Below are 25,839 nucleotides of genomic sequence, written 5' to 3'. Positions count from 1 at the left end.
ATCAGCGCAACACGTTCAGGAGATCCTGCACCATCGAGTTCGCCGTCGTGATGACCTTGGTGTTGGCCGAATAGGCCTGCTGGGTCACGATCAGCTTGGTGAACTCGTCGGCGATGTCGGTGTTCGACCCCTCCAGCGACGAGCCGCTGATGGTGCCGGAAGCACCGTCGATCGCCGGGCCCGACTGGTCGGTCACCGCGTAGGCGCCGCCGTCCATCGCCTTCAGGTAGTTGGTGCCGTTGAAGTGTGACAGCGTCACCGCAGCGAGATCGAGGTTCTGGCCGTTGGAGAAGGTGCCGACCACGATGCCGTTGTTGTTGACGGCGACTGAGCGGAGCTGGCCGGCGGCGTAGCCGTTCTGCGTGATGGTGTTGATGGTGACGGCGCCGCTGGTGCTTGCATATTGCGTCAACCCGCCCGAGGAGATGTTGAAGGCGACCGAGCCGAGCTGCTGGTGGTCGACGGTGACGTTGGGGATGGTGATGCCCGAACCGCTCGGCGAGGTGAGCGAGCCGTCGCTAGCAAAGGTGAAATTGGTGCCGATGTTGACCCAGGCCGTTTGCGTGCCGGTCGCACTGGCGTCCGACTGATAGAACAGGTTCCAGGTATCGGAGTGCCCTTGGCCGAGTGAGGCGCTGTCGACTTTGGCCCATCGCAATTGCAGGTTCACCGGCGTACCGGAAGCATTGTACGCGGTCACCGCGCCACCGCTGATGGACTCCTTGGTGAAGGTCGAAAGATCGTTGCTGGTCACAGCGCTGCTGCCGGTGGCGCGGGCCTGCGATACCGGGCTCGTGAAACCGAGCGCGGAAAAGGCGGACGACGCACTCGTGATGCTGAGGTCCTGCATGGCACCGGTGTGAAGCGTGATGGCGCCGCCGCTGATTGTCGGTGCCACGCCGGTGACCCCGCCGATTGCCGAGAGCAGATCGCCGACGGTATCGTCCGCGCGGACATGGGTCGAATCCTGCAGGCCGGTGCCGGCCGCGGTAATGTTGATCGTGGTGCCGTCGACCACGATGGTGTCGCCAGCGGCGAAGTCCGTCGTCAAGGAGTCGCTACCCGCGGCGCCCGACAGCTTCGTCGCGGAGGTGATGGCAGCAGCAGCCTTGTTGTTGACGGCCGTGCCGGCGATCGTGTTATCGGCATAGGGCAACGGGCTCGACGCGAAGTCGGACGGATTGAGGCCACCATAGGCCACGAGGGAGCCGCTCGTCGCCGTCGAGCTCGCCACCGTATTCGGCTGGGTGGGCAGGTTCGCCGCGTATTGGATTGAGGTGGTCGCCTGTGCCGGGACGAAGTTGTTCTGGAATTGCAGCACCGTCGGCACGTTGCCGAGCGCGTTACCGGTCTTCGGGTCGACCGCAACGCCCATCAGGTAGTAGCCGGCGCCGTTGACGAGATTACCGTTGGCGTTGACCTGGAAGTCGCCGCGGCGGGTGTAGTAGTTGACGCCGTCGAACACCGGCACGTTGTCGACGACACCAGTCGCCTTCTGCACCGAGAAGAAGCCGTCGCCGGTGATCGCCATGTTGGTGGCGACGCTGGAGGACGAGATCGTGCCCTGGGTGGTGATGGTCGCCTGTGCATGCGCGGTGACGCCGCCGGCGACCTGCTTGCTCGGCACCGAGGCGTCGGGAATGAGATCCTCGAAGCTGGTCCCGATGCCCTTGTAACCGGTGGTGGAGGAGTTCGCGATATTGCCGGAAATGTTCTGAAGCGCGTAGGACTGCGCCTGCAGGCCACCCACCGAGGTGTTCATTGCATCGAAGATACCCATAACTTTGTCTCCAAATCCGATCTCGGCGGCCGGCCGACCCATGGCCGCAATCGGAGGAGACTTCGCAAGGCCTATGCCAATGCGGGTATTCTCAGGAAATCAATGACTTAAATAGACATGCCCCGGCCGAGAGACCGGGGCACAATTGCCGGGCCGGCAACAATTGCCGGGCGCAACCCTTACGTCGCGGACGCCGCCGCGGGGTGGAAGACCAGCCCGAAACCGTCGATGCAGTAGCGCAATCCGGTGGGCTTCGGACCGTCGTCGAAGACGTGGCCGAGATGGCCGCCGCAGCGGCGGCAGTGCACCTCTGTGCGAACCATGCCGTAGGTCCGATCCTCGGTCTTGCCGACGTTACCCTCGATCGGCTGGTAGAAGCTCGGCCAGCCGGTGCCGCTCTCGAACTTGGTGTCGGAAGCGAACAGCGGCAGGTCGCAGCCGGCGCAAGCGAAGACGCCCTTGCGATGCTCCTTCAGAAGCGGACTCGAGCCGGGCCGCTCGGTGCCTTGGTTGCGCAAAATCTCGTACTGCTGAGGCGTGAGCTGGGCGCGCCACTCGGCCTCCGTCTTCTCGATCTCGAATTTCTCCGCGGCCTTCTCTCCAGCCTTGGCCGGGGTCGCTCTCAGCCAGCGGAACGCCGTCAGGCCGAACAGGCCGGCGACGGACGTCAACAGGATGCGGCGGTCAAACATCTCTTTCTCCGTGCGAGGGGACTTTTCACCTGTCCACGCGCTGAGATACGGGCTTCAACGCGCAACGTTACACGGTCAGGCGGAGTTTTTTCTCAAATTATTGCGAGACGCCCTGCTCTTCTGGCACGGCTTCCTCGGCATGCGGAACCGGTTCCGACCGCGGCGCCGGCCGGACCGGGCGCACCGCCCCGGGCGGCGGGCGCCGCGGCCCGGTTCCGGCGGCGCGGTTGGCCGCAGCCAGCTTCGCCTCACGCTCACTCTCCTTGACCCGCACCCGCTCGCGGTAACGGGCGAGCGAGCCGGCGGCGGCTGAGGTCGCCCTGCCCCAGAGCCCGATCACCTGGCCGGCGGCCCGCCCCGTGATCCCGCCTGCCCAGACCAGCTCGAACGGCGAGAACAGGCGCCAGCGCTCGTCGCCCCGAAGGATGCTGCGAACGATGAGCTGTCCAGCCATGGCCGAGGTGTTCATGCCCTGGCGGCCAAAGCCGCTCGCCACCCACAGGCCTTTGCGGAGCTGCCCGATCTGCGGCATGCCATGCACGGTCTGGCCAGTGGCCCCGCCAAACATCTCGGCGATCTCGACCTCGCCGAAATCTGGAAAGATCGTGCGGATCCGGCGCTTGATGGCGCCGGCGAAGCGTTGCGGGTTCGCGGCCCAGGTCGTCTCCGGGCTTTCCCATATCAAGCGGTCGCCATCGACGACGCGGAAATGATCGAGCCCGTCGGTATCCATCACCGATCCCTCGAAGGCGAGGATCTCGGAGAGGCGCTCGCCGAGCGGTGCGGTGATTCCGGCATAGCGCCAGACCGGCAGCAGCGTGTCCGACAGGCGCTTCAGCGGCGTGCCGAGATGGATGTTGCCGGCGAGCACGATGTGCGTGGCGCGCATCCGCGCCGACGGCGTCACGATGCGCTTGCGGATGCCGGAATGATCGATACTGACGACCGGCGTGTCCTCGAAGATGCGCGCGCCCGCCCGCCGGGCCAAGGCCGCGAGCCCGTGGACATATTTCCGGCCGTCCACCTGGAACGCCCTCGGATAATAGATGCCGTGGAAATAGCGATCGGTCTTGAGCACCGCGCGCACGCGGTTGGCCTGCCAGCCTTCAGCCTCGATATCGAAATCCTCGTTCAACATCTGCAGCCGGCTGATCAGCCGGTCGCCAGCATCGACATTGGAGACCTCGAGCACCCCGTCGCTCACGTCGATCCCCGGCATCGTCTGTTCGGTGGCGTTGGCGCGCACGAACTCGGCGCCCTCCTTCGACAGCGCCCAGAGCTCGCGCGCGTCCTCGAAACCGACGCGCTCGATCAGGTCGGCGGGCGGCAGCGCAAAGCCCGGCATCACGGTGCCGAGCTGGTTGCCGGAGGCGTTCCAGCCGACACGCCGGCCCTCCAGCACCACAACGCTGGCGCCGAGCCTAGACGCCTCCAGCGCGATCGTGAGCCCGGCAAGTCCGGCGCCGATCACGCAAATGTCGGCGTCGAGATCGAACGACAGCCGCTCGCGCTCGCGAAAGCCGGCTTCTTCCTGGGGGCACGCTCTTGTGTAAGTCTCGCTCATGTCGTTTTCTTAAGGCACCGGTCAGGCGCTTGTCACCTTGTCCCCCGGAGCCTGTACATTAATTACGACCATGATGATTCGAGAATGCCATGCGCCGTTTGATGCTGCTGCGTCACGCCAAGACCGAGACTGACGCACCGAGCGGCCGTGATCAGGACCGCCGCCTCGACGACCGCGGCCATCGGGATGCAGCCCAGATAGGCGACTGGATCGCCCATCATCCACCATTCCCCGATACCGTGCTGGTCTCACCGGCCGTACGGGCCAAGCAGACCTGGGACATCGCCTGGGACGCGATGAAGGACCGCGTCGAGGCGCCGGAGGTGGAATTCCTCCCGGAACTCTATGGCGCAAACCCCGCGCAGCTCCTGGAAACCATTCGCACTGCAACCATCCCCGTCAACCCGAAGCGATTGATGCTGGTCGGCCACAATCCCGGCATGCACGAGCTTGCACTGATGCTCATGGGCAGCGGCGACCACTCCAGCCGCAAGGCTCTCCACGACAACCTGCCCACGGCGGGGCTTGCGGTCTTCGACTTTGACGTGAAGGATTGGGGTGACGTGGCGTACCGCCATGGCAAGCTGGTGCTGTTCGTCAGCCCCAAGCTGTTGAAGCAGGTCTAGGGGCGACAGGACGCCGTCGCAGGATGGTATCTTGGGCCGTGGAAAGACAGGGAGGCGCAGATGTTCAAGTCCATTCTCGTGCCCATCGACCTCTCCGACACCGATCTCGCAAAACCTGCGATCGCGACGGCTGCGACGCTGTCGCAGACCTGGAACGGCACGGTGCGCCTGCTCAACGTGCTGCCGATGACGCCGGTGATGCTGGCTGAATACGTGCCAGCCGATTTCGACGAGCAGCAGCGCCAGACCTCGGAGGAGGCGCTCGCAATCGTCGCGCGCGAGTCCGGCATCGACGCCCCGCACATCTCGAGCGTGGTGCGCCAGGGCGGCATCTATCACGAGATCCTGGAAGAAGCGGCGCATATGAAGGCCGACCTCATCGTCATGACCTCGCACCGTCCCGCGATGCGGACCTATTTCCTGGGCTCAAACGCCGGGCATGTGGTGCGTTACGCCAAATGCTCGGTGCTGGTGGTCAGGCACTAGCTTCTGCTCGGATAACCACCTCGGAGCAATTGCATGCGGGACTGGTGGCGCAAATGGAGTTACGAAGTCCCTCTCGCGATCGGCGATGCGCTGTGGCAGGTACTGGTCGTGCAATTGGCCGCGGCTCTGGACAGGCTGACGCTGCGGCAGGTCATCGCCCTCATCCCTGTCGTCATTCTGGTCCTGGCCTACTATCACAGGATCCCGATCCCGCCCGAGCTGATGCTGGTCGGCGATTTTCTTGCCTATATCGACGTGTTCTCGGTGTTGTTCCTGCTCGGCGTTCTGAGCCGTGTCACGACGATTCTGTTCGTCGTCAAACAGGCGTCGGCGCGGATCGCAGCACTCGCCGACAATGTCGCCACGTACGTGCGACGTCTCGGCCTTCGACACCGGCGCGAACACGGCGCCTCGACGAGGCCACGCCGCAAGCCCGATCGTTCCGAGGACGATCGAGCTTTTGGCGGAGCATGGGGACACGCCGCAATCGCCTGATCCCCGCAGTTGGTTACAGATAGCGCGTCAGCTCGGCTTTCACCTGCCCGTAAACGGCATCCTCGATCTGCGAGCGCGTGATCCCGATGTCGCGCAACGCGCGGTCATCGAGCTCGCTCAGCGTCTTGACGGCGGCGCGACGCTCCAGGAAGTCGAGCAGCGCCGAGGCGCCGTTGACGACGGAGCGGAGGAAGCCGCCTGACGAGGGTGGGCTGAGAGACTGCCCGGCAGTTTGCGAGATGGTGGTCATGTTTGTTCTCCGGCAATCGGTCCACGTGGCGAAGCAGGTGCCGTTGGCGCACACGCCGCTTAAGCGCCTGCACCTTCAATGCCCTCGGATTGCTCTCGCATCCGGGTTTCAATCGCGGACCTTGATGGAACCAAAATGCTCCAGTACAATCCTCGGTGCAAGTGAAACATTGCTCTCGGTGCAATAATGTCGAAGTTCGAGTACGTGAAGCTGGCCGATGCCGTTGCCGCAGACATAACTAACGGGACGTTAAAGCCGGGCGACCGCCTGCCGCCGCAGCGCAATTTCGCCTATGAGCGTGGCATTGCAGTCTCGACCGCGAGCCGGGTTTATACGGAGCTGCTGCGTCGCGGCCTCGTCGTCGGCGAGGTCGGCCGCGGCACGTTCATTTCCGGCGAGGCGCGGCGCGGTGTCTCGGCTCCCGCGGAGCCGCGCGGCGCGCGCATCGACTTCGAGTTCAACTATCCGCTGCTGCCACAGCAATCGGCGATGATCGCAAAGAGCCTCGCCGGTCTCGAGCGCCCCGAGGGGCTGGAGGTCGCGCTGCGGCCCGCGACCAGCACCGGCACGCAGGCCGCTCGGAGCATTTCCGCATCATTCCTCGCGCGCAAGGGTTGGGCGCCGAGCGCCGACCACTTCGTCTTCACCTCGAATGGACGGCAGTGCATTGCCGCCGCGCTCGCCGCGCTCGTGCCTGCGGGCGGGCGCTGCGGCGTCGAGGCGCTGACCTATCCCTTCATCAAGGGCATCGCCGCACGCTTCGGCATCACGCTGGTGCCGCTCGCGATGGACGAGCACGGCGTGCGTCCGGACGCGATCCAGAAGGCGCATCGCGAGGCGCATCTTGCCGCGCTCTATCTCCAGCCGACGATGCAGAACCCGCTCGGCATTACCATGCCGCTCGGCCGCCGCAACGACGTGCTGCGCGTCGCCGAGAAGCTCGACCTTCCGATCATCGAGGACACCGTCTACGGCTTCCTCAACGACGAAGCGCCGCTCGCCGCGCTGGCGCCGGACCGCTGCCTCGTGCTCGACAGCCTGTCGAAGAAGGTCGCGCCGGGGCTCGCGCTCGGCTTCATCGTCGCCCCGCCCCACTTGCGCGAAAGCGTGCTGGCCTCCGTGCGCTCGGGCGGCTGGACCGCGTCCGGCTATGCCTTTGCGGCCGGGCAGCGGCTGATGGCCGACGGCACCGCGGCCGAATTGTCGCGCCTCAAGCGCATCGATGCGGGCAAGCGCCAGCACCTGGCGGCGCAGCGGCTCGCCGGCTTCGACATCCAGGCCGATCCGAAAGCCTATCATCTGTGGCTGTCGCTGCCGCCGCATTGGCGCTCGCAGACGCTGGTCGCCGCGGCCGGCCGCCGCGACATCGCGCTGACGCCGTCCACGACGTTCGCGATCGCCAATGGTCACGCCCCCAACGCGGTCCGCCTTGCGCTCGGCGCACCGACTTTCGAACAGCTCGATGCGGGCCTGCGCACACTCTCGGCGATGCTGCGCTCGAAGGAAGAGGATTTCGATTCGACGGAGTAGGTGCGCCGGCCCCTCAAGCCACCGGCCACTCCGCGATGAACCCCTTCGCCTTGTACGGCTCGATCTTGTCCCACTCATGCAGCACGCGGCGGCGTAACTCGGCATCGGTGTGCCAAAGCCCGCGCGGCGTCGCAAAACTGTCGACCGTCAGAAGCATCTTCGTCACGTCCGGCCAGTGCCGGTGCAGCGTCATGGGGTATCGACGCGCCGTCCAGGTATTGCCGAGGCAGATCACGCTGCGAATGTTTTGCAGCCCGAGCGCCGCATCGATGACCGGCAGCGAGAAGACGACGTTCTCCCCCGTATTCATCGCCCGGTGCTCTTCGAGGATGCGGCCCGCCGGAATGCCGGCTTCGACCATCGCTGCCTTGATGAGCTTGCACTCGGATTGCTCCGAGCCCGGCGTCACCCCGCCGCTGACAATCGACCAGCGGAAATAGCCGTCCCGCCAGAGCCTTGCCGCGGTATCGGCGCGCAGCGCCACGTCCTCGCGCGTACCGAACAGGAACAGCAGGTCAGCCGGTCGAAGCGGAGTCTCGATCAGGTGCGTGGCATTGATTGCGGCAATCTCATCCACCGTCGGCATGCGGGTGCTGCGGTCCATGACGACAAGGATGCGACATGGGCGCGCTCCTGCGAAGTCACGTTTGATGACCGCCGGTTGCAGCCATCCCTATGGCAGCAGCGCCTCTGGCAACCGGTCAAAGCTGTAGCTGCGCGGCTGGTTGCGGCGGATGAAGCCGCCGATCTGCCAGGTAAACAGGGCGGCGAAGCCGATGATGAACAGCGCGCCCGTCCATTCGCCGGTCGTGATCGCGCGGATCAGAAGCCCGGCCATCGCCACCGCCAGCAGCGCGAGCAGCGCGAGCGCCACCGTGTAGGCGGCGCACCCAAGGCCCGCGGTCAGCCTCGCTAGACTGCCCGCCTTCGCCATGTGCTCATGCAGCGCGACGATGAAATCGCGAAAGCCATGATCCTGCGCCGTCATCAGTGCCGCGGTCTGCCAGGTCGTCGACAGGATCGCGATGCGGCCGCCATCCGCATGGCGGATATCGGCGCGAAACCGGTGCTGCTGCATCGAGACGGGCCGGTAAGACAGCCGGATCGCCGAGATCTCGCCATAGCGCCACAGGCCGGAACGGCCGGCGATGCGCCACGACAGACCCTCATCCGTCAGCTCGAAGCGGTGCGCCGAGCCGATCAGCGACGCCTTATAGGCGTAGCTCGTGATCTGCTCGCTCGTGGCTTGCGCAGCGGCCTCCTGCAGCTCGGACATCTCGATCGACCCTATCAACTCCGCACGCTGCCTGATCGGCTTGCACGACCGCCCTCACCCATTCTACAAACCAAGCATGGCTGAGACGATCTTTTTTCCCCGTCACCTGATTCTCGGCGCTGCGCTGATCTCGGGCGTGCTGCTAGCGCTCGCGGTGCACATGCTGGGCGCGCGCTACGGGCTCGACCTCGGCGGGCTTTGGCGCTCGGACACGCGTGAGTTCATGCCGGCCGGTGCGGCGATCGCGTGGTGGCTGATCGCCACCGTCGGCTTTTCGGGAGGCTACTTTACCGCGACGCTGATGCAGAGCGCCGTCTCGGGCCAGATCCCGCGAAGGATGCGGCAATTCCTGATCGCAGTCGGCGTGCTCTTGCTCGCCGGCGCCGGACAGGCGGCCGCCGCACCAAGCCCGATCCCGACCATCTCCGGCGTGCTGGCAGGCCTCGCCGCACTGTGCCTCGGCGCAGTGATGGCATTCTGCGGCGCGCATTTCGCACTTCGCAAGGCCTGACGTTCAGGCAGAGGCGCGCAGGCGGGGCTTTGCCAGCATCATCGCAACCTCGGACGCTGGCCGCGGCGCGCTGAACAGATAGCCTTGCGCCTGGGTGCAGCCCTCGCGCCGCAAGAGCTCGAGCTGCGCATCGTTCTCGACCCCCTCCGCCGTGGTCGCGATCCCGAGGCTGCGTCCGAGGCCGGTGACGGCACGGACGATTGCCATGGAATCTTCGCGCGTCGAGAGCTCGGATACGAAGGAGCGGTCGATCTTGATCTTGTCGAAGGGGAAGCTGCGCAAGTAGCTGAGCGAGGAATAGCCGGTGCCGAAATCGTCGAGCGATATCCGCACGCCCTGCGCGCGCAGCTCGTGCAGGATCGCGAGCGTCGCCTCGCTGTTCTGGAGCAGCACGGATTCAGTGATCTCGAGTTCGAGGCGCTCGGCAGCGAGCCCCGAGGCGACCAGCGCCTCGGTCACCGAGGCGACCAGGTTCGGGTTCTTGAACTGCACCGGCGAGAGGTTGACGGCGACGCCGATCTCCTCGGGCCAGGTGGCCGCATCGGCGCAGGCGTTGCGCAGCACCTGCTCGCCGAGCTGCACGATCAGGCCGGTCTCTTCCGCAAGCGGAATGAAGGCGGCCGGCGAAATCAGGCCGCGCTGCGGGTGATTCCATCGGCTCAGCGCCTCGAAGGCGACGACGCGGTCCCTGGCAACGTCGCGAATCGGCTGGTAGTGGACCTCGAACTCGCTCCTGCCCAGCGCCGCCCGCAGGTCCATTTCGAGCAACCGCCGCGCCTGCGCGCGGGCATCCATGCCGGTCTCGAAGAACCGATAGGTGCCGCGGCCGTCGGCCTTGGCGCGGTACAGCGCGAGGTCCGCGTTCTTCAACAGCGCGTCCGGATTGCTGCCATCCTGCGGCGACAGCGAGATGCCGATCGAGACGCCGATGATGATCTGATGGTCGGCGATCTCATAGGGCGCGGAAATCACCTCGACCAGACGTCCGGCGAGCGCGGTGGCCGCCGCCTCCTCCTTACCGAGCTGGACCACGGCGAACTCGTCACCGCCGAGCCGCGCCACGGTGTCTCTCTCTCCGACACAGGCAGCTAATCTGCGGCCGACCTCTTTAAGCAGCGCGTCGCCGATCGGATGCCCGAGCGAATCATTGATGTCCTTGAAGTGATCGAGATCGAGGCACAACACCGCGAGCTGGTCGCCGGGCCTGGCGAGGCGCAGGCCCTGCTCGAGCTGCTCGTGGAACAGCACGCGGTTCGGCAGATTCGTCAGCGCGTCGTGACGCGCCATGTGAGAGATCTTCTCCTGAGCCGCCAGCCATTCGGTGATGTCCTCGAAGGTCGCGACCCAGCCGCCCCCTTGCATCGGCTGGTTGACGACACGGATCGAGCGGTTGAACCTGCTGACGATCGTGGTCGTGGTGCGGCTGTCGCGAGCGTCGGCGACGAGCTGCGCGAAGAACTGGTCCGGATCGCCCTGCCAGTGTCCCCGCGCCTGCTCTTCGCGCAGCACCTCGAGCAGCAGGCGGCCGGAGAGCTGCATGTCGGTCCGGCGCAACATCGCGGCGTAGCGCTCGTTGAACAGGAGAATCTTGCCGTCGCGGTCGAACATGCACAGCCCCTGCGACATGTTCTCGAGCGCGGTGTCGAGCACGACCTGCTGGCGCCCCAATTGGCCCTTGGCGCGGCGGTCGAGGATTGCGGCCACGAGCGCGATGGCGATGATGGCGGCTGCGGCGCTCGCGGTGAGCAGGGAGAGCGTCGCCGGCGCGATCGACAGCCCGCTGATCGCGAGCGTCGGATCCGGCGTCAGCTCGACGGCCCCCATCGCCGTGAAATGATGCGAGACGATGGCGAGCGTGAGCATGCCGGTAGCAGTCACGGCATGCGAAAGGTCATCGCGCCGCGCTGCGACATAGATGGCAGCCGCGCCGAACACGATTCCGAACAGGATCGAAGCCGTCACCGTGCCGCTCACCCAGCCGATGCGCGCGGGCATCTCCAGCGCCGCCATGCCGGTATAGTGCATGGCCGCGACGCCGCCGCCGACGATGGCACCGCCGAGGAGAATCCAGGGCCTGCGCGTCGATGATACCGCGATGCTCAGGCCCACGAAGGTCACGGAGATCGCGAAGACCAGCGACAGGACCGTCACCGGAATGTTGTAGGCCGCACCGGCGCCTGGACCGTAAGCCAGCATCGCGATGAAATGCGTCGCCCAGATGCCGCAACCGCTGACGACGGCATCGAGCGCAAGCCAGACCAAACGCGCAGACCCCTGTGTGGCGCGCGCCCGATGGAACAGGCTGATCGCCGCCGCGCTGGCGAGCAGGCAGACCGCGCCGCCCAGCGCGACCAAACCCCAGTCATGCTCATCCGTCAGGCAATAGAGAACTTGGTACATATGCAGGTCCATTTTCGGTACCTGCACTAAAGGGACGAGAGGTGGACAGTCGGTAACCGGCTACATGCAGGTTCGGCTCATGGTGAACGAAAGCTGTGAGCGCAGGGCAGCATACTCAGGGTTAACCATCGGCTGGCGCGCTACGCCAGATCGCCGTCGCGGCAAGCAGCAGGACCGCTGCCGCGATGATCAGCGACACGTGCAGGCCGGTCATGAAGTTCCCCGCAACCAGCGAACCGAACAGCGCAACGCCGAGCACGCTGCCGGTCTGCCGGGTCGCATTGAGCACGCCGGCCGCGATGCCTGAGCGGGCCCTCTCGACGCTGCCGAGCAGCGTCGAGGTCAGGGGCGGCACCAAAAGGCCGAGACCGCCGCTGATCGCGATCATCTGCACGGCGATCGCCCAGTAGCTCGTGTCAGGAACCATGCCGAGCATGCCGAGGCAGCCCAGCGCCGAGACGCACGCACCCACGATCATGGTCCTGCAAGCTCCAATGCGCTCGGAAATGCGCGGCGCCAGCAAGTTCACCGGCAGCACCGCGCCCATCATCGGGACGAAGGCAAGCCCGGTCCACCAGGCCGACAGCCCGTTGACCTCCTGGAAGTAGAGGCTGAGCACGAAGATCAGGCCGTAGATCGCAACGTTCACGAGCAGGCCTACGAGCGAGGTCAGCGCGAACATGCGGTGGCCAAACAGCGACAGCGGTAGCATCGGCTGCGCCGCGCGCTGCTCCCGCCAGACGAACAGCGTGGCGAGGACAGTGGCCGCGACGAAGGCTGCGATCACGGCAGGATGCGCCCAGCCGATCGCGCCGCCTTCGATGATTGCGCCGGCAAGCGCGCCCAATGCACCGATCGCCGCGCACTGGCCGGGCAGATCGACCTCGCGCGCGAGCGAGCGCGGGGTCTCATCGGTATAGCGCCAGGTCAGCCAGAGGCCGACAAGGCCTATCGGCAGGTTGACCAGGAAAATCGCCCGCCAGCCAACCAGCGTGATCAGGCCGCCGCCGACGAACGGCCCCGCGGTCAAGGTGAGGCTGGCGCCTGCGGCCCAGACTGCGACAGCGCGGCCGCGCTGCTTCTCGTCCGGATAAGCGTGGTTGAGCAGCGCCAGCGAATTCGGCACCAGGATCGCCGCCGCCAATCCCTGGATCAAACGCGCGCCGATCAAGACGACGGCGTTCGGCGACAGCGCGCAGGCGAGCGAGGCCGCGGTGAAGAGGGCGAAACCCGCCATGAAGACGCGCTTGGCGCCGATGCGATCACCGAGCGCGCCAGCGGTCAGGATGAAGGCGGCAAAGGCGATGGTGTAGGCGCTCACCACCCATTGCAGTTCGGCGACCCCGCCGCCAAGCGCGGTGCCCATCGCATGAAGCGCGGTGTTGACGATGGTGACGTCGAGCTGCACCACGCCATAGCCGAGACTCATCGCGGCGAGCGTCAGCGAGGTGGCAAGGCGCGAGCGCGGCGCGCTTCCCGAGGACCCATAGTCGATATTGGTGGCGATATTGGTGCGCATGTTGCCATCCCGATTGCAGCCCCATGCGAAGACTACATGGCCCAACCCCAAGCATGATTCGATAAAAGTCGAATTATGGATGCTGAACTATTCGCTTGAGGAACGAACTCGCCACCTCTCCGGTGTCATCGCCCGCGAAGGCGGGCGATCCAGTATTCCAGAGACGGTGACGAATACGTAGAGGCCGCGGCGTACTGGATCCCCCGCTTTCGCGGCGGATGACATCTTAGAAAAGCGCGCACGACTATCGCGCCGCGCGTCTCAGGAAGCCCCACTCAGCTCGCAGCGCGCAGGTTCACCTTGGTCTCGGCGATCGAGGTCAGCTTCTTGTCGGTCGCCTTCTCCTCCTCGAGCGTCTTGGCGAGTACCGTCGCGCAATCGTTGCGGCCGAGCTGCTTGGCCCAGGCGATCAGACTGCCGTAGCGGACGATCTCGTAGTGCTCGGCGGCCTGCGCGGCGTTGATGAGGGCCGCATCGAGCACCGCCTTGTCGGCGACTTCGCCGGCAGTGTCATCGGCCTCCTCGATGATGCCGTCGATCGCCGGGCAATCGACCGCCTTCACCTCGACGCCGTGCATCTTGAACACCTCCTCCAGCCGTTTCACGTGCTGCTTGGTTTCCTCGAGGTGCGTCAAAAAGCCCTGCTTCAACTGCGGATCGGTCGCCTTATTTGCCATTTTCGGCAACGCCTTGGTGAGCTGCTGCTCGGCGTAATAGATGTCCTGCAATTGATGCACGAACAGGTCGTTCATGGTCTTGATGTCCTTGGTGAACAGTCCCATCGTTCCAATCCTTGCACATTCGGGAACAGAGCGGCGCCGGCCTGCATGTGCAGGCCGCTTTATGCGCGGTGTTCGGTTGCTGATGCACCGCTAACCGGCACGCATGAGGGACGTTCCGAAGAGATCGGACACCTTGCGCTGGAACAAGGCGAACCGCGCTGCGGTTTGGCAAAATACGGGCAATGATACGGCAATGCCGCGACTCGCAATCCTTAACGCGCCGCAATGTGTAGGACGTATGACAAAAAGGGCTGTCCCAGCGCAGAACCTTCCGTTGTCAAGGGCTGCACAAACCGCTGTTTTTGCCTTAAGGAACTAGGATATGCCTTGCGATCAGTGCCAACCTTCAGGCTGCGATCGCACTCGATTGGCTCGCAGCTCAATTGGCTCGCAGCTCAATTGGGTAGGCTGTATGGTTAAGTGTGCCCCGCCGGGAGGATGAATGCAGGACGTGCTGCCCGCGCTGAAACGCGGCTTCAAGAGATGGATCGGCTGGCGACGGCTCGGCATTGCCGCGAGCGTCATGATCATCGCCTTCGCGATCACCACGCTGGTGCGCACCCTCAAGGGCATCGACACCGGCGTCATTCTGACCGCGTTAACCGAGATTCCCCGCGGCAATATCGGCCTTGCGGCGCTCTGCGTCTTTTTCGCCTTCTGTACGCTGACCTTCTACGACTTCTTTGCACTGCGAACGATTGGCAAGAAACACGTCCCCTACCGCATCGCAGCGCTGTCCAGCTTCACCTCCTATTCGATCGGCCACAACATCGGCGCGACCGTGTTCACCGGCGGGGCGATCCGCTTCCGGATCTATTCGGACTACGGGCTCAACGCGATTGACGTCGCAAAAATCTGCTTCCTCTCTGGCCTCACCTTCTGGCTCGGTAACATCTTCGTGCTCTCGATCGGCATGGCGATCCACCCCGATGCCGCCTCTGCGATGGACCAGCTCCCCTCAGCGATCAACCGCCTGATCGCCCTTGGCGGCCTTGCCTCGATCGCCGCCTATCTCGTTTGGCTATCAATGGGAGAGAAGCGCCGGGAGCTCGGTCAGAAGGGCTGGAAGGTCGTGCTGCCGTCGGCGCCGCTGACGCTGGTACAGATCCTGATCGGCGTGGTCGATCTCGGCTTCTGCGCGATGGCGATGTACCTCCTGGTGCCGTCCACCCCGCCGATCGATTTCATGTCGCTGGCTGTGGTGTTCATCCTGGCGACGCTGCTCGGCTTTGCCAGCCACGCCCCCGGGAGCATCGGCGTGTTCGACGCCGCCATGCTGCTGGCGCTCCCCGAGTTCGGCCGCGAGCAGCTCCTGGCGACCCTCCTGGTCTTCCGCATCCTCTATTTCATGATCCCGTTCGGCCTCGCCATTTCCATCATGGGAGCGCGCGAGCTTTGGATGAACGTCGTGGAGCCCTGGCAGGAACGCCGCAGGCTGGCGGAAGCCTGCGCGCAGGCCAACCTGCCCAAGCAGGTGACGCAGATGGAGCGCGAACGGTCGCTGCGGCAGGCCAGCAAGCGCTGAGACGGTGGGCGGCGGCACCCCCGGACGGCAAGAGCTAAACTGGTCAGACAAACGTCGAAGGTAGGTCGAGAAAGCCTCTCTTATTTCCGCCTCAACTTTGACGTTGAAAGCGCGGGCCATGATCCGAGCCAATCTCCGCACCTTCCTCGCCGGCGCCCTGCTTGTCGGGATATTCGGCGCTCTGCCGCCTGAACGCGCTGCCGCACAGGACGGCAGCTTGCAGATCACCTGGGAGGTGCGCAACCGCTTCCGGCTGTTCCGCGAGGAGCGCGACTTCCTGCTCCATGTCGAGAACGCTCGCAACCGCAGCATTCTCGCGACCGAGCAGTCGCTGGAGATGCAAAGCGAGGGCCGCGGCTGGGCCCGCAACATGGTCAACCGCCTCTGCATCGACCTCCAGGGCCGGGTCAACCAGCCCTGCACCCGCGACAACGTCAAAGAGAACTACATCACCCCGATCGACCACCCGGTGACCGTGCGCCTGACCGGCGCCGTGCCGGTCGGGGCCACCTGCGCCTGGTCGTTCGACGACGGCGACGGGCCGCAGGCCTCGACCTTCGACTGCGCCGAACCGGTGAACCTGCGCGTTCGCTATGGCAGGCAGACGGTGGCGACCGTCGACGTCTCCTCGGGCTCCGACCCGACCCAGCGCATCCAGACCGAGATCCAGGTCCGCGACATCTTCATTGCGGGTTTAGGAGACAGCATCGCCTCCGGCGAAGGCAATCCGGACCGCCCCATCGCGCTGTCCGACGACGGTTTCTGCTTCCGCTCCTATCTCGGCACCTCCGGCGGACAGTACTACCGGCCGAGCCGCGCCGGTTTCAAGGGCGGGCGAGCCTGCGAGGCGCCGGACACGCTCGCCAACTGGCAGCGCTACAACGCACTCTGGTTCAACGCCGCCTGCCATCGCTCGCTCTACAGCTACCAGAGCCGCACCGCGCTCGCGCTTGCGGTCCGCTATCCACACATCGCCGTGACCTATCTGCCGCTCGCCTGCACCGGCGCGAGCATCAGTGACGGGCTGCTCGGCTCGCAGCGTGCGCGCGAATGCCCGCCCGGCAAAAGCGGCACCTGCCAGACCAGCGTCAATGCGCAAGTGGCCGAGCTGCGCGAGGCGGTCGCTGCGGCCAAAAAACGCCAGCCGGACCGCAAGCTCGACCTCGTGCTGCTTTCGATCGGCGCCAACGACGTCTATTTCTCCGGGCTCGTCGCTGACGTGATCGTGGACACCGCAACCGAACGCGCGCTGTTCACCCGCTCCGGCGTGATGGCTAGCGTCGACGACTCACGCGATGCGCTCGCGCGCGAGCTGCCCAGGAATTTCGTCAGGTTGCGCGAGGCCCTGAAGCCGCTGGTCGACGGCGACCTCTCGCACGTCGTCTATGTCTCCTACGCCAATCCGGCGCTCGCAGACGGCGGCGTACCCTGTCGCGGCGGCCGCGCCGGCTTCGACATCCATCCGGCCTTCAACGCCGATCCGCAGCGGCTTGCCCGGGTCTCGACCTATGTCGACACCGAATTCCTGCCGCAGCTCAAGGGGCTCGCGACCTGCACGCAAGGCGCGCTGTGCCGCGATCCCGAATCCGACCGCATGACCTTCGTCGATACGCATCAGGGAGTGTTCGCCGACCACGGTTTCTGCGCGCATGCCGGCACCGATCCCGAATTCGACCGCACCTGCTTTGCGGAGAACGGCCAGAGTTTTAACCCCGACATCGTCACCGCCGCGAGCCAACCGATGCTCTGCGGCCGCGGCGCCTCCGAATATCGCGCCTATCTGCCGCGTGCCCGCTGGATCCGCGACGCCAATGACAGCTATTTCGCGGCGATGACCTATCCGCAAGGATTGCCCGCCGCGAGCCAGCCGAACGACATTCACGACGCCGCCTGGGGCGTGCTCTCCGCCGTCTATGGCGGCGCCGTACACCCGTCTGCCGAAGGCCACGCCGCGATGGCGGACGCGGCCCTGCCTGCCGCAAGCACGGTGCTCGGCCTCGACGCCGTGCCGCCCGGCTTCACCCGCGGCCTGCTGGCACCGCTGCTGCCGGGCCTGCGCCAGTAGACCGCGCTGCAAGCACACTCTCGGTGTCATCGTCCGCGGAAGCGGACGATCCAGTATTCTAGAGGCCGCGGCGCACTGGATTCCCCGCTTCCGGGGGGAATGACAGCGGCCCGCGAAAGTGACGTTCTTCCCCCTGCCGTTCCATCAATCCAAAAACGGTATCAATCGATACTCCCTTCAACTTGGACACTTTCCTGCGCGCCCCTCTAGGAGTCCTCCCTGAGGAAACATTTATTCTGAGGAGGCGCGCGCATGAGCGCAGTGGTGTCCGCAGCGGACGTGAAGAGGTCTCGCGTCAGGCTGTTTATCGTGACCATGCTGTTCCTAGTCACCACGGTCAATTATGCCGACCGTGCCACGCTATCGATCGCCGGCCCCGCGCTTGCCAAGGAACTGCATCTCGATCCCATCGCCATGGGCTACATCTTCTCGGCCTTCGGATGGTCCTATGTGATCGCCCAGGTGCCGGGCGGCTGGCTGCTCGACCGCTACGGCTCGCGCATCGTCTATGCCTTCAGCATCATCGTCTGGTCGCTGTTCACGCTGATGCAAGGCTGGGTCGGCTTCCTCGGCGCCGGCACCGCGGTCACCATGCTGTTCGCGCTGCGCTTCCTGGTCGGCATTGCGGAGGCGCCCTCCTTCCCCGCCAACGCCCGCATCGTCGCGGCCTGGTTCCCGGGCAATGAGCGCGGCACCGCGTCGGCCTTCTTCAATTCCGGGCAGTACTTTGCGACCGTGATCTTCGCGCCGCTGATGGGCTGGATCGCCCATGATTACGGCTGGCGCTACGTGTTCTTCGTGATGGGCGCGCTCGGCGTCATCATGGGCCTCGTTTGGATCAAGACCATCTACGGTCCAAAGGAACACCCCTCGATCAACGAGGCCGAGTTCGACTACATCAAGGAAGGCGGCGCGCTGGTCGATCTCGACGCGCCCAAGGACGACCTGAAGGATGAGCGCGCGCCGGACTCAGGCCCGAAATGGGACCACATCCGCCAGCTTCTCTCCAACCGCATGATGCTCGGCGTGTATCTCGGCCAGTACTGCATCAACACGCTGACCTATTTCTTCCTGACCTGGTTCCCCGTGTACCTCGTCAAGGAGCGCGGCCTGTCGATCCTGCAGGCGGGCTTCGTCGCGACCCTTCCGGCCTTGTGCGGCTTCGTCGGCGGCGTGCTCGGCGGCATCATCTCGGACGCGATCCTGCGCAAGACGGGCTCGCTGACCATGGCCCGCAAGATCCCGATCGTCGGCGGCATGCTGCTGTCGATGGCGATCATCGGCTGCAACTATGTCGACGGGCAGGCGCTAGTGGTCGGCTTCATGGCGCTCGCCTTCTTCGGCAAGGGCATCGGCGCGCTCGGCTGGGCGGTCGTCTCCGACACCTCGCCCAAGGAAGCCGGCGGCGTCTCCGGCGGCCTTTTCAACACCTTCGGCAACCTCTCCTCGATCACCACCCCGATCGTGATCGGCTACATCGTGGCCGCGACCGGCTCGTTCAACGGCGCCCTCGTCTTCGTCGGCGTCAACGCGCTGGTCGCCGCGATCGCCTACCTCGTCGTCGTCGGCCAGATCCAGCGGGTGGTGCTCAAGCGTTCCTCCTGAGCGCTCCGGCAAAATCGGAGCGGACCAGGCAACTTGCGGCGGCTTCATGGCCGCCGTCTTTGTTTCGGAGGTCATCGATGCTAGAAGTGCCAAGGAAACGCCTTATCCATCCAAGGCAAGTATCGATGTTCGACCTCAACCAGCTCCGCTGCTTCGTGACCGTGGCGGAGGAATTGCATTTCGGCCGCGCCGCCGCGCGGCTCAACATGACCCAGCCTCCGCTGTCCCGGCAGATCCAGGTTCTGGAGCACATCATCGATGCGCCGCTGCTGGAGCGCACCAGCCGCTCGGTGCGGCTGACGCCGGCCGGGCGCAGCTTCCTGCCCGAAGCCCGCCGCATCCTGAAGCTCGCAGAGAGCGCCTCGCAGGTCGCACGCCGCATCGCGCTCGGCAAGACCGGCTCGCTCAAGATCGGTTTCACGGCCGCGGCCGCTTACGGCTTCCTGCCCGAACTCGTCGCCGCCTGCCGCGCAAAACTGCCCGAGGTCGATTTCTCGCTGAAGGAGATGGTCTCTGGCGACCAGTTCGAGGCGCTCGCTTCGGGCCAGATCGATGCCGGCCTGTTGCGGCCGCCGATCGCGCGGCCGGAGCTTGCCAGCCGCCGCGTCGTTGCCGAGCCCCTGCTCGCCGCGATCCCGAAAAAGCACCCGCTGGCGAACGCCGAGTCCGTCACCATCAAGGATTTCGACGACCAGCCCTTCGTAATGTATTCGCCCTATGAGAGCCGTTACTTCCACGACCTTCTGGTCGCGCTCTTCACCCGCGCCGACGTGCTGCCGCGTTATGTCCAGCATTTGAGCCAGATCCACTCGATCCTCGCCATGGTGCGCGGCGGGCTCGGGCTTGCCATCGTGCCGGCGGCGGCCGCGAGCCTGAAGATCTCCGACGTCCGCCTGCGGCCGCTCAAACTGCGCACGCGCGTTCCGGTCGAGCTCTTCATGGTCTGGCGGCGCGAGGACGAGAACCCGCTGCTGTCCGCGCTGGTGAAAATCGCGGGCGAATTGGCCGCTGCGGAGACCATGGAAGATTGATGCTGAATACGCATCATTCGATATAGGCTTTGGCTTGGACGCGCATCGAACGGTCTCTTAAGTATTGGCCCATGGACGCGCGCTTGTCGCGCATCCTCCAGGACATCGGACGCCACATCGCGCGTCCCCCCAGAACATCCGGTGCGCAGGCCCGCGCGCCGCATTCAAAACCCAGAGGGAGCAGCGCCCGTGAGCAAGATGACCCCGCAGGAGATGGCCCAGAAGATCGGCTCCGGCCTCCTGTCCTTCCCCGTCACGCCGTTCAAGGCTGACTACTCCTTCGACGAGGCAACCTACCGAGCCAACATGGACTGGCTGTGCGGCTATGACGTCGCCGGCCTGTTCGCTGCCGGCGGCACCGGCGAATTCTTCTCGCTGACGCCGACCGAGGTTCCGCAAGTGGTCAAGGTCGCCGTCGACGAGACCAAGGGCCGCGTGCCCGTGCTGGCTGGCACCGGCTATGGCACTGCGACCGCGCGCGAGATCGCGATCGGCGCTGAAAAGGCCGGCGCCGACGGCCTGCTCCTGCTGCCGCCCTATCTCACCCATTCCGAGCAGGAGGGCCTCGCCGCCCACGTCGAGGCGGTCTGCGCCGCCGTGAAGATCGGCGTCATCGTCTACAACCGCGACAACGCCATCCTCCAGCCCGACACGCTCGCGCGCCTCGCCGAGCGCTGCCCGAACCTCGTCGGCTACAAGGACGGCATCGGCGACATCGAGCTGATGACCCGCGTCTACACCAAGCTCGGCGATCGCCTGACCTATATCGGCGGCCTGCCCACGGCCGAGACCTTTGCCCTGCCCTATCTCGACATGGGCGTGACGACCTACTCGTCGGCCGTGTTCAACTTCGTGCCGGAGTTCGCAACCAAGTTCTACGCCGCCGTGCGCAAGCGCGATCACGAGGCCATTCACGCGGGCCTGAAGAACTTCATCCTGCCGCTGATCACGATCCGCAACCGCAAGAAAGGCTATGCAGTCTCGATCATCAAGGCGGGCATGAAGGTGATCGGCCGCGACTCCGGTCCTGTCCGCCCGCCGCTCACCGACCTCACTGAGCAGGAGATCGCGGAACTCACTGCGCTCGTGCAAAAGCTGCCCGCCGCGCAATCGGCACGACAGGCGGCAGAATAACGAAACGAAAAAAGGGAGGAGCTGCCGATGGTCGAAGTTTCCGGCGCGCCAGTCGCCAGCGCGTCAGTCGCCGGCGCACCAATCGTCACGTCGATGCAGGTGATCCCGGTCGCCGGCCGCGACGGCATGCTCCTCAACTTGAGCGGCGCGCACGCGCCGTTCTTTACCCGCAACATCGTCATCCTCACCGACAACTCCGGTCACACCGGCGTCGGCGAGGTGCCGGGCGGCGAGAAGATCCGCAAGACGCTTGAAGACGCCCGCGACCTGGTGATCGGCAAGACCGTTGGCGCGCTGAACAACATCCTCGCCGACATCCGCACCGCCTTTGCCGACCGCGATGCCGGCGGCCGCGGCAAGCAGACATTTGACCTGCGTGTGATGATCCACGCTGTGACCGCGGTGGAATCCGCGCTGCTCGATCTGCTCGGCCAGCACCTCGGCTTGCCCGTCGCAGCCCTGCTCGGTGACGGCCAGCAGCGCAAGAGCGTCGAGACGCTCGGCTATCTCTTCTTCGTCGGCGACCGCCGCAAGACGAGTCTCGCTTATGTCGAGGGCGAGACCGGCAAACCGGAATGGTTCAACCTGCGCCATCAGGAAGCGATGACGCCGGAGACCGTCGTTCGCCTCGCGGAAGCGACCCACGATCACTATGGCTTTGCCGATTTCAAGCTGAAGGGCGGCGTCTTGCGCGGCGAGCAGGAGATCGAGGCCGTCACTGCGATCGCCAAGCGTTTTCCCAATGCGCGCGTCACGCTCGATCCGAACGGCGCCTGGTCGCTCGATGAGGCTGTCAGCCTCTGCAAGGACATGCACGGCATCCTCGCCTATGCCGAGGACCCCTGCGGCGCCGAAGCCGGCTTCTCCGGCCGCGAGATCATGGCCGAGTTCCGCCGCGCCACCGGGCTGCCGACCGCGACCAACATGATCGCCACCGACTGGCGCCAGCTGTCTCACGCATTGAGACTCGGCGCGGTCGACATTCCCCTCGCCGACCCCCACTTCTGGACCATGCAAGGCTCGGTGCGCGTCGCCCAGACCTGCCGCGACAACGGCCTGACCTGGGGCTCGCACTCCAACAACCATTTTGACATCTCGCTCGCCATGTTCACCCATGTCGGCGCCGCGGCCCCCGGCAAAGTCACCGCGATCGACACCCACTGGATCTGGCAGGACGGCCAGGCGCTCACCAAGGAGCCGCTCCAGATCAAGGGCGGCAAGATCGCGATACCCGACAAACCGGGCCTGGGCATCGAAATCGACCGGGCAGCCATCGAAGCCGCGCATGGCCTTTACAAGCAGCATGGACTTGGTGCCCGGGATGACGCTATTGCCATGCAGTACCTGATCCCCGGCTGGACCTTCGACGACAAGCGTCCTTGCCTCGTGCGCTAAAAACTTCCCTGGAGGAAAAAGATGACTGCGATCCTGAAGAATTTCATTGGTGGTGAATGGGTCGACGGCTCCGGCATCACCAGGAACATCAACCCCTCCAACACCAACGACGTCGTCGGCGAATATGCCAAGGCCGACAAGGCGCAGACCGAAAAGGCGATCGCGGCTGCCAAGGCCGCGTTCCCGGCCTGGGCGCGCTCGACGCCGCAGGAGCGCTTTGACGCGCTGACCAAGATCTCGACCGAAATCCTCGCCCGCAAGGAAGAGCTCGGCCGCCTGCTCGCCCGCGAGGAAGGCAAGACCCTGCCCGAGGGCATTGGCGAGGTCGCCCGCGCCGGCCAGATCTTCGCGTTTTTCGCCGGCGAAGCGCTTCGCCTGATCGGCGAGAAGGGCGCCTCCGTGCGTCCCGGCCTCGAGGTCGAGATCACTCGCGAGCCGGTCGGCGTCATCGGCATGATCACGCCCTGGAACTTCCCGATCGCGATCCCGGCCTGGAAGATCGCGCCCGCTCTCTGCTACGGCAACACCGTGGTGTTCAAGCCGGCTGAGCTCGTGCCGGGCTCGGGCCATGCATTGTCCGAGATCATCACCCGCTCCGGCATTCCGGCCGGCGTGTTCAACCTCGTCGTCGGCTCCGGCTCCGTGGTCGGCCAGACCCTGCTCGATCATCCCGACGTCGCCGCGATCTCGTTCACAGGCTCGGTGCAGACCGGGCGCAAGATCGCGCAGGCCTGCGTGCTCTCGAACCCCATGAAGAAGTTCCAGCTCGAGATGGGCGGCAAGAATCCGCTGGTCGTGCTCGATGATGCGGACCTCAAGACCGCCGTCGAGGTCGCCGTCAACGGCGCCTATTTCTCGACCGGCCAGCGCTGCACGGCGTCCTCGCGCCTGATCGTCACCGAAGGCATCCACGACCGCTTCGTCGCGGCGATGGCCGAGCGCCTGAAGGGCCTGTCGGTGGACGACGCGCTCAAGGCCGGAGTGCATATCGGCCCCGTGGTCGATCAAAGCCAGCTCGACCAGGACCTGCGCTACATCAAGATCGGCCAGGACGAAGGCGCCAAGCTCGCCTGGGGTGGCGAGTTGCTCAAGCGCGAGACCCCGGGCCACTACCTCCAGCCGGCGCTGTTCACGGAGGCCAACAACAACATGCGCATCGCGCGTGAGGAAATCTTCGGACCGGTCGCCGCAGTCATCCGCGCCAAGAACTACGAGGAGGCACTGGCGATCTCCAACGACACCGAGTTCGGCCTCGCCTCCGGCATCTGCACCACCAGCCTGAAGTACGCCACGCATTACAAGCGCAACAGCGAGTCCGGCATGGTGATGGTCAACCTGCCGACCGCCGGCGTCGACTATCACGTGCCCTTCGGCGGCCGGAAGGGCTCGAGCTACGGAGCCCGCGAGCAGGGTTCGTACGCCCGCGAGTTCTACACCACGGTGAAGACCGGCTACACGTTCCCTGGCTGATAGGCCGATCATTGTAGGGTGGGTTAGCGTCAGCGTAACCCACCTCTTTACTATCCCGAGCCGAGAGAAGTGGTGGGTTACGCTTCGCTAACCCACCCTACAAATGCTGGAGCCCGCATGGACCAGTCAGTCGCAGCGAAAGAGCAGCCCCTCTACATCAAGCTCAACGAGCGCGACAATGTCGCGATCGTGGTCAATGATTTCGGGCTTCCCGCCGGCTCCCGCTTTGCCTGCGGGCTGACGCTGCGCGCCTTCGTGCCGCAAGGACACAAGACGGCACTGGTCGATATCGCGCAAGATGCGCCGATCATCCGCTATGGCGAGGTGATCGGCTATGCGCTCTCGCCGATCCTGGCCGGCGAATGGGTCGACGAAGCGCGCATCCGCATGCCGGAGGCGCCCGCGCTCGACAAGCTCGAAATCGCCACCGCCGTCCCCGCTCCGCTGCCGCCGCTCGAAGGCTTTACCTTCGAAGGCTATCGCAATCCGGACGGCTCGGTCGGCACCAAAAACATCCTCGGCATCTCCTCTTCCGTGCAATGCGTCAAGGGCACGATGGAATATGCGGTGAAGCGCATCCGCACCGAGCTGTTGCCGAAATATCCGAACGTCGACGACGTTGTTCCCCTTACCCACGCCTATGGTTGTGGCGTCGCGATCACCGCGCCCGACGCCGTCGTGCCGATCCGCACGCTGCAAAACCTCGCGCTCAACCCCAACTTCGGCGGCGAGATCCTCGTCGTCGGCCTCGGCTGCGAGAAGCTCGCGCCCGAGCGGCTCGTGCCCGAAGGCGTGAATGATGCCATCGTTCGCATGCAGGACGAGGCCTTCGACGGCTTCGGTGCGATCGTCGATGCGATCATGACGCAGGCCGAGGCGCGCCTGAAGATCCTCAACGCGCGCAAGCGCGAGACCTGCCCGGCCTCCGATCTCGTCATCGGCCTGCAATGCGGCGGCAGCGACGCCTTCTCCGGCGTCACTGCAAATCCAGCCGTCGGCTACGCCGCGGATCTGCTGGTCCGCGCTGGCGCCACAGTGATGTTCTCGGAAGTCACCGAGGTGCGCGACGCCATCCAGCTGCTCACCCGCCGCGCCATCAACGAGGACGTCGGCCGCGCGCTTGTGCGCGAGATGGCCTGGTACGACTCTTACCTCGCCCGCGGCGGCGCCGACCGCAGCGCCAACACCACGCCCGGCAACAAGAAGGGCGGCCTTGCCAACATCGTCGAGAAGTCGCTCGGTTCGATCGTCAAGTCCGGCTCGTCCGCCATCACCGGCGTGCTGTCGCCCGGTGAGAAGGCGACGCAGAAGGGCATGCTGTTCGCGGCGACGCCGGCCTCCGACTTCATCTGCGGCACGCTTCAGCTCGCCTCCGGGATGACGCTGCAAGTATTCACCACCGGCCGCGGCACGCCCTACGGCCTCGCCGCAGCCCCCGTGATCAAGGTTGCAACGCGCAGCGAGCTTGCACGGCGCTGGAAGGACCTGATCGACTTCGACGCAGGCCGCATCGCGACCGGCGAGAAGACCATCGAGGAAACCGGCTGGGACCTGTTCCGCCTGATCCTCGATGTCGCCAGCGGCCGCACCAAGCCTTGGTCGGATCGCTGGGGCATCCACAACGATCTCACGCTGTTCAATCCTGCGCCCGTGACGTGACACCGCCACGTCACGCCGGCGACAGGACAGCAACGATCAAGAGG

Annotated in this window: 22 protein-coding genes; 13 read left to right on the top strand and 9 right to left on the bottom strand. The window is 65.4% G+C overall.

The window, feature by feature from the left end:
- Position 1: 1 nt before the first annotated feature.
- The 3 genes from SO156_RS24065 to SO156_RS24055 form a co-directional block, all read right to left on the bottom strand.
- The gene (locus SO156_RS24065) at positions 2-1,780 is read right to left on the bottom strand and encodes a flagellar hook protein FlgE (protein ID WP_458147061.1); all 1,779 of its coding nucleotides are present in this window, start codon (positions 1,778-1,780) and stop codon (positions 2-4) included.
- A gap of 179 nt (positions 1,781-1,959) precedes the next feature.
- Positions 1,960-2,472, bottom strand: coding sequence for a peptide-methionine (R)-S-oxide reductase MsrB (msrB, locus tag SO156_RS24060; RefSeq protein ID WP_458147062.1), 513 nt, complete (start codon positions 2,470-2,472; stop codon positions 1,960-1,962).
- 97 nt (positions 2,473-2,569) lie between these two features.
- Positions 2,570-4,036 (bottom strand): NAD(P)/FAD-dependent oxidoreductase, encoded by a 1,467-nt coding sequence (locus SO156_RS24055; protein ID WP_498536467.1) that lies wholly within the window; start codon positions 4,034-4,036, stop codon positions 2,570-2,572.
- 89 nt (positions 4,037-4,125) lie between these two features.
- Here SO156_RS24055 and SO156_RS24050 point away from each other — a divergent pair, with 89 nt between their 5' ends.
- From SO156_RS24050 to SO156_RS24040, 3 genes are read left to right on the top strand one after another with little or no spacing between them, the layout of a single operon-like run.
- Positions 4,126-4,662, top strand: coding sequence for a SixA phosphatase family protein (locus SO156_RS24050; RefSeq protein ID WP_458147064.1), 537 nt, complete (start codon positions 4,126-4,128; stop codon positions 4,660-4,662).
- A 60-nt stretch (positions 4,663-4,722) separates the two neighbouring features.
- Complete coding sequence (locus SO156_RS24045) at positions 4,723-5,148, top strand: universal stress protein (RefSeq protein WP_458147065.1); 426 nt, start codon at positions 4,723-4,725, stop codon at positions 5,146-5,148.
- A gap of 33 nt (positions 5,149-5,181) precedes the next feature.
- The gene (locus SO156_RS24040; RefSeq protein ID WP_458147066.1) at positions 5,182-5,643 is read left to right on the top strand and encodes a hypothetical protein; all 462 of its coding nucleotides are present in this window, start codon (positions 5,182-5,184) and stop codon (positions 5,641-5,643) included.
- 13 nt (positions 5,644-5,656) lie between these two features.
- Here the strand turns inward: SO156_RS24040 and SO156_RS24035 are convergent, their stop codons facing one another.
- Positions 5,657-5,893, bottom strand: coding sequence for a DUF1127 domain-containing protein (locus SO156_RS24035; protein ID WP_458147067.1), 237 nt, complete (start codon positions 5,891-5,893; stop codon positions 5,657-5,659).
- Positions 5,894-6,079: 186 nt separating this feature from the next.
- Here SO156_RS24035 and SO156_RS24030 point away from each other — a divergent pair, with 186 nt between their 5' ends.
- Complete coding sequence (locus tag SO156_RS24030) at positions 6,080-7,423, top strand: aminotransferase-like domain-containing protein (RefSeq protein WP_458147068.1); 1,344 nt, start codon at positions 6,080-6,082, stop codon at positions 7,421-7,423.
- A gap of 13 nt (positions 7,424-7,436) precedes the next feature.
- Here the strand turns inward: SO156_RS24030 and SO156_RS24025 are convergent, their stop codons facing one another.
- Entirely contained in the window at positions 7,437-8,009 is a 573-nt protein-coding gene (locus SO156_RS24025; protein ID WP_458147069.1) for a YdcF family protein, read from the bottom strand.
- Positions 8,010-8,096: 87 nt separating this feature from the next.
- Complete coding sequence (locus tag SO156_RS24020; RefSeq protein ID WP_458147070.1) at positions 8,097-8,699, bottom strand: hypothetical protein; 603 nt, start codon at positions 8,697-8,699, stop codon at positions 8,097-8,099.
- Positions 8,700-8,775: 76 nt separating this feature from the next.
- Here SO156_RS24020 and SO156_RS24015 point away from each other — a divergent pair, with 76 nt between their 5' ends.
- The gene (locus SO156_RS24015; RefSeq protein ID WP_458147071.1) at positions 8,776-9,210 is read left to right on the top strand and encodes a hypothetical protein; all 435 of its coding nucleotides are present in this window, start codon (positions 8,776-8,778) and stop codon (positions 9,208-9,210) included.
- A gap of 3 nt (positions 9,211-9,213) precedes the next feature.
- Here the strand turns inward: SO156_RS24015 and SO156_RS24010 are convergent, their stop codons facing one another.
- The 3 genes from SO156_RS24010 to SO156_RS24000 form a co-directional block, all read right to left on the bottom strand.
- Positions 9,214-11,610, bottom strand: a complete 2,397-nt coding sequence (locus SO156_RS24010; protein ID WP_498536466.1) for a putative bifunctional diguanylate cyclase/phosphodiesterase — start codon at positions 11,608-11,610, stop codon at positions 9,214-9,216.
- Between the two features lie 121 nt (positions 11,611-11,731).
- Complete coding sequence (locus SO156_RS24005; protein ID WP_498536465.1) at positions 11,732-13,129, bottom strand: MFS transporter; 1,398 nt, start codon at positions 13,127-13,129, stop codon at positions 11,732-11,734.
- 275 nt (positions 13,130-13,404) lie between these two features.
- Positions 13,405-13,911, bottom strand: coding sequence for a YciE/YciF ferroxidase family protein (locus SO156_RS24000; protein WP_458147074.1), 507 nt, complete (start codon positions 13,909-13,911; stop codon positions 13,405-13,407).
- 442 nt (positions 13,912-14,353) lie between these two features.
- Here SO156_RS24000 and SO156_RS23995 point away from each other — a divergent pair, with 442 nt between their 5' ends.
- The 8 genes from SO156_RS23995 (at position 14,354) to garD (ending at position 25,795) form a co-directional block, all read left to right on the top strand.
- A complete protein-coding gene (locus SO156_RS23995; protein WP_458147075.1) occupies positions 14,354-15,436 on the top strand; it encodes a lysylphosphatidylglycerol synthase transmembrane domain-containing protein in 1,083 nt (360 codons plus the stop codon).
- 118 nt (positions 15,437-15,554) lie between these two features.
- Positions 15,555-17,501: an SGNH/GDSL hydrolase family protein gene (locus SO156_RS23990; protein WP_498536464.1), complete on the top strand. Its 1,947-nt coding sequence runs from the start codon at positions 15,555-15,557 to the stop codon at positions 17,499-17,501.
- Positions 17,502-17,753: 252 nt separating this feature from the next.
- On the top strand, positions 17,754-19,106 hold the full coding sequence (locus SO156_RS23985) for an MFS transporter (RefSeq protein ID WP_498536463.1): 1,353 nt from the start codon (positions 17,754-17,756) through the stop codon (positions 19,104-19,106).
- Positions 19,107-19,231: 125 nt separating this feature from the next.
- A complete protein-coding gene (locus SO156_RS23980; RefSeq protein ID WP_458147078.1) occupies positions 19,232-20,137 on the top strand; it encodes a LysR family transcriptional regulator in 906 nt (301 codons plus the stop codon).
- A gap of 189 nt (positions 20,138-20,326) precedes the next feature.
- Complete coding sequence (kdgD, locus tag SO156_RS23975; RefSeq protein WP_498536462.1) at positions 20,327-21,271, top strand: 5-dehydro-4-deoxyglucarate dehydratase; 945 nt, start codon at positions 20,327-20,329, stop codon at positions 21,269-21,271.
- A gap of 27 nt (positions 21,272-21,298) precedes the next feature.
- A complete protein-coding gene (gudD, locus tag SO156_RS23970; protein WP_498536461.1) occupies positions 21,299-22,666 on the top strand; it encodes a glucarate dehydratase in 1,368 nt (455 codons plus the stop codon).
- Positions 22,667-22,687: 21 nt separating this feature from the next.
- On the top strand, positions 22,688-24,136 hold the full coding sequence (locus SO156_RS23965) for an aldehyde dehydrogenase family protein (protein ID WP_458147081.1): 1,449 nt from the start codon (positions 22,688-22,690) through the stop codon (positions 24,134-24,136).
- Positions 24,137-24,253: 117 nt separating this feature from the next.
- Positions 24,254-25,795, top strand: a complete 1,542-nt coding sequence (gene garD / locus SO156_RS23960) for a galactarate dehydratase (protein ID WP_458147082.1) — start codon at positions 24,254-24,256, stop codon at positions 25,793-25,795.
- Positions 25,796-25,839: the final 44 nt, after the last annotated feature.

The organism is Bradyrhizobium sp. UFLA05-125 (genome assembly GCF_059803515.1).
Note: the sequence above shows the minus strand (reverse complement) of the source record. Positions and strands in the feature narration are given on the sequence as shown.

Coding starts and splice junctions, on each gene's coding strand:
- SO156_RS24065 (WP_458147061.1), bottom strand. CDS start 1,780: ATGGGTATCTTCGATGCAATGAACACCTCGGTGGGTGGCCTGCAGGCG.
- msrB (WP_458147062.1), bottom strand. CDS start 2,472: ATGTTTGACCGCCGCATCCTGTTGACGTCCGTCGCCGGCCTGTTCGGC.
- SO156_RS24055 (WP_498536467.1), bottom strand. CDS start 4,036: ATGAGCGAGACTTACACAAGAGCGTGCCCCCAGGAAGAAGCCGGCTTT.
- SO156_RS24050 (WP_458147064.1), top strand. CDS start 4,126: ATGCGCCGTTTGATGCTGCTGCGTCACGCCAAGACCGAGACTGACGCA.
- SO156_RS24045 (WP_458147065.1), top strand. CDS start 4,723: ATGTTCAAGTCCATTCTCGTGCCCATCGACCTCTCCGACACCGATCTC.
- SO156_RS24040 (WP_458147066.1), top strand. CDS start 5,182: ATGCGGGACTGGTGGCGCAAATGGAGTTACGAAGTCCCTCTCGCGATC.
- SO156_RS24035 (WP_458147067.1), bottom strand. CDS start 5,893: ATGACCACCATCTCGCAAACTGCCGGGCAGTCTCTCAGCCCACCCTCG.
- SO156_RS24030 (WP_458147068.1), top strand. CDS start 6,080: ATGTCGAAGTTCGAGTACGTGAAGCTGGCCGATGCCGTTGCCGCAGAC.
- SO156_RS24025 (WP_458147069.1), bottom strand. CDS start 8,009: ATGCCGACGGTGGATGAGATTGCCGCAATCAATGCCACGCACCTGATC.
- SO156_RS24020 (WP_458147070.1), bottom strand. CDS start 8,699: ATGTCCGAGCTGCAGGAGGCCGCTGCGCAAGCCACGAGCGAGCAGATC.
- SO156_RS24015 (WP_458147071.1), top strand. CDS start 8,776: ATGGCTGAGACGATCTTTTTTCCCCGTCACCTGATTCTCGGCGCTGCG.
- SO156_RS24010 (WP_498536466.1), bottom strand. CDS start 11,610: ATGTACCAAGTTCTCTATTGCCTGACGGATGAGCATGACTGGGGTTTG.
- SO156_RS24005 (WP_498536465.1), bottom strand. CDS start 13,129: ATGCGCACCAATATCGCCACCAATATCGACTATGGGTCCTCGGGAAGC.
- SO156_RS24000 (WP_458147074.1), bottom strand. CDS start 13,911: ATGGGACTGTTCACCAAGGACATCAAGACCATGAACGACCTGTTCGTG.
- SO156_RS23995 (WP_458147075.1), top strand. CDS start 14,354: ATGCAGGACGTGCTGCCCGCGCTGAAACGCGGCTTCAAGAGATGGATC.
- SO156_RS23990 (WP_498536464.1), top strand. CDS start 15,555: ATGATCCGAGCCAATCTCCGCACCTTCCTCGCCGGCGCCCTGCTTGTC.
- SO156_RS23985 (WP_498536463.1), top strand. CDS start 17,754: ATGAGCGCAGTGGTGTCCGCAGCGGACGTGAAGAGGTCTCGCGTCAGG.
- SO156_RS23980 (WP_458147078.1), top strand. CDS start 19,232: ATGTTCGACCTCAACCAGCTCCGCTGCTTCGTGACCGTGGCGGAGGAA.
- gudD (WP_498536461.1), top strand. CDS start 21,299: ATGGTCGAAGTTTCCGGCGCGCCAGTCGCCAGCGCGTCAGTCGCCGGC.
- SO156_RS23965 (WP_458147081.1), top strand. CDS start 22,688: ATGACTGCGATCCTGAAGAATTTCATTGGTGGTGAATGGGTCGACGGC.
- garD (WP_458147082.1), top strand. CDS start 24,254: ATGGACCAGTCAGTCGCAGCGAAAGAGCAGCCCCTCTACATCAAGCTC.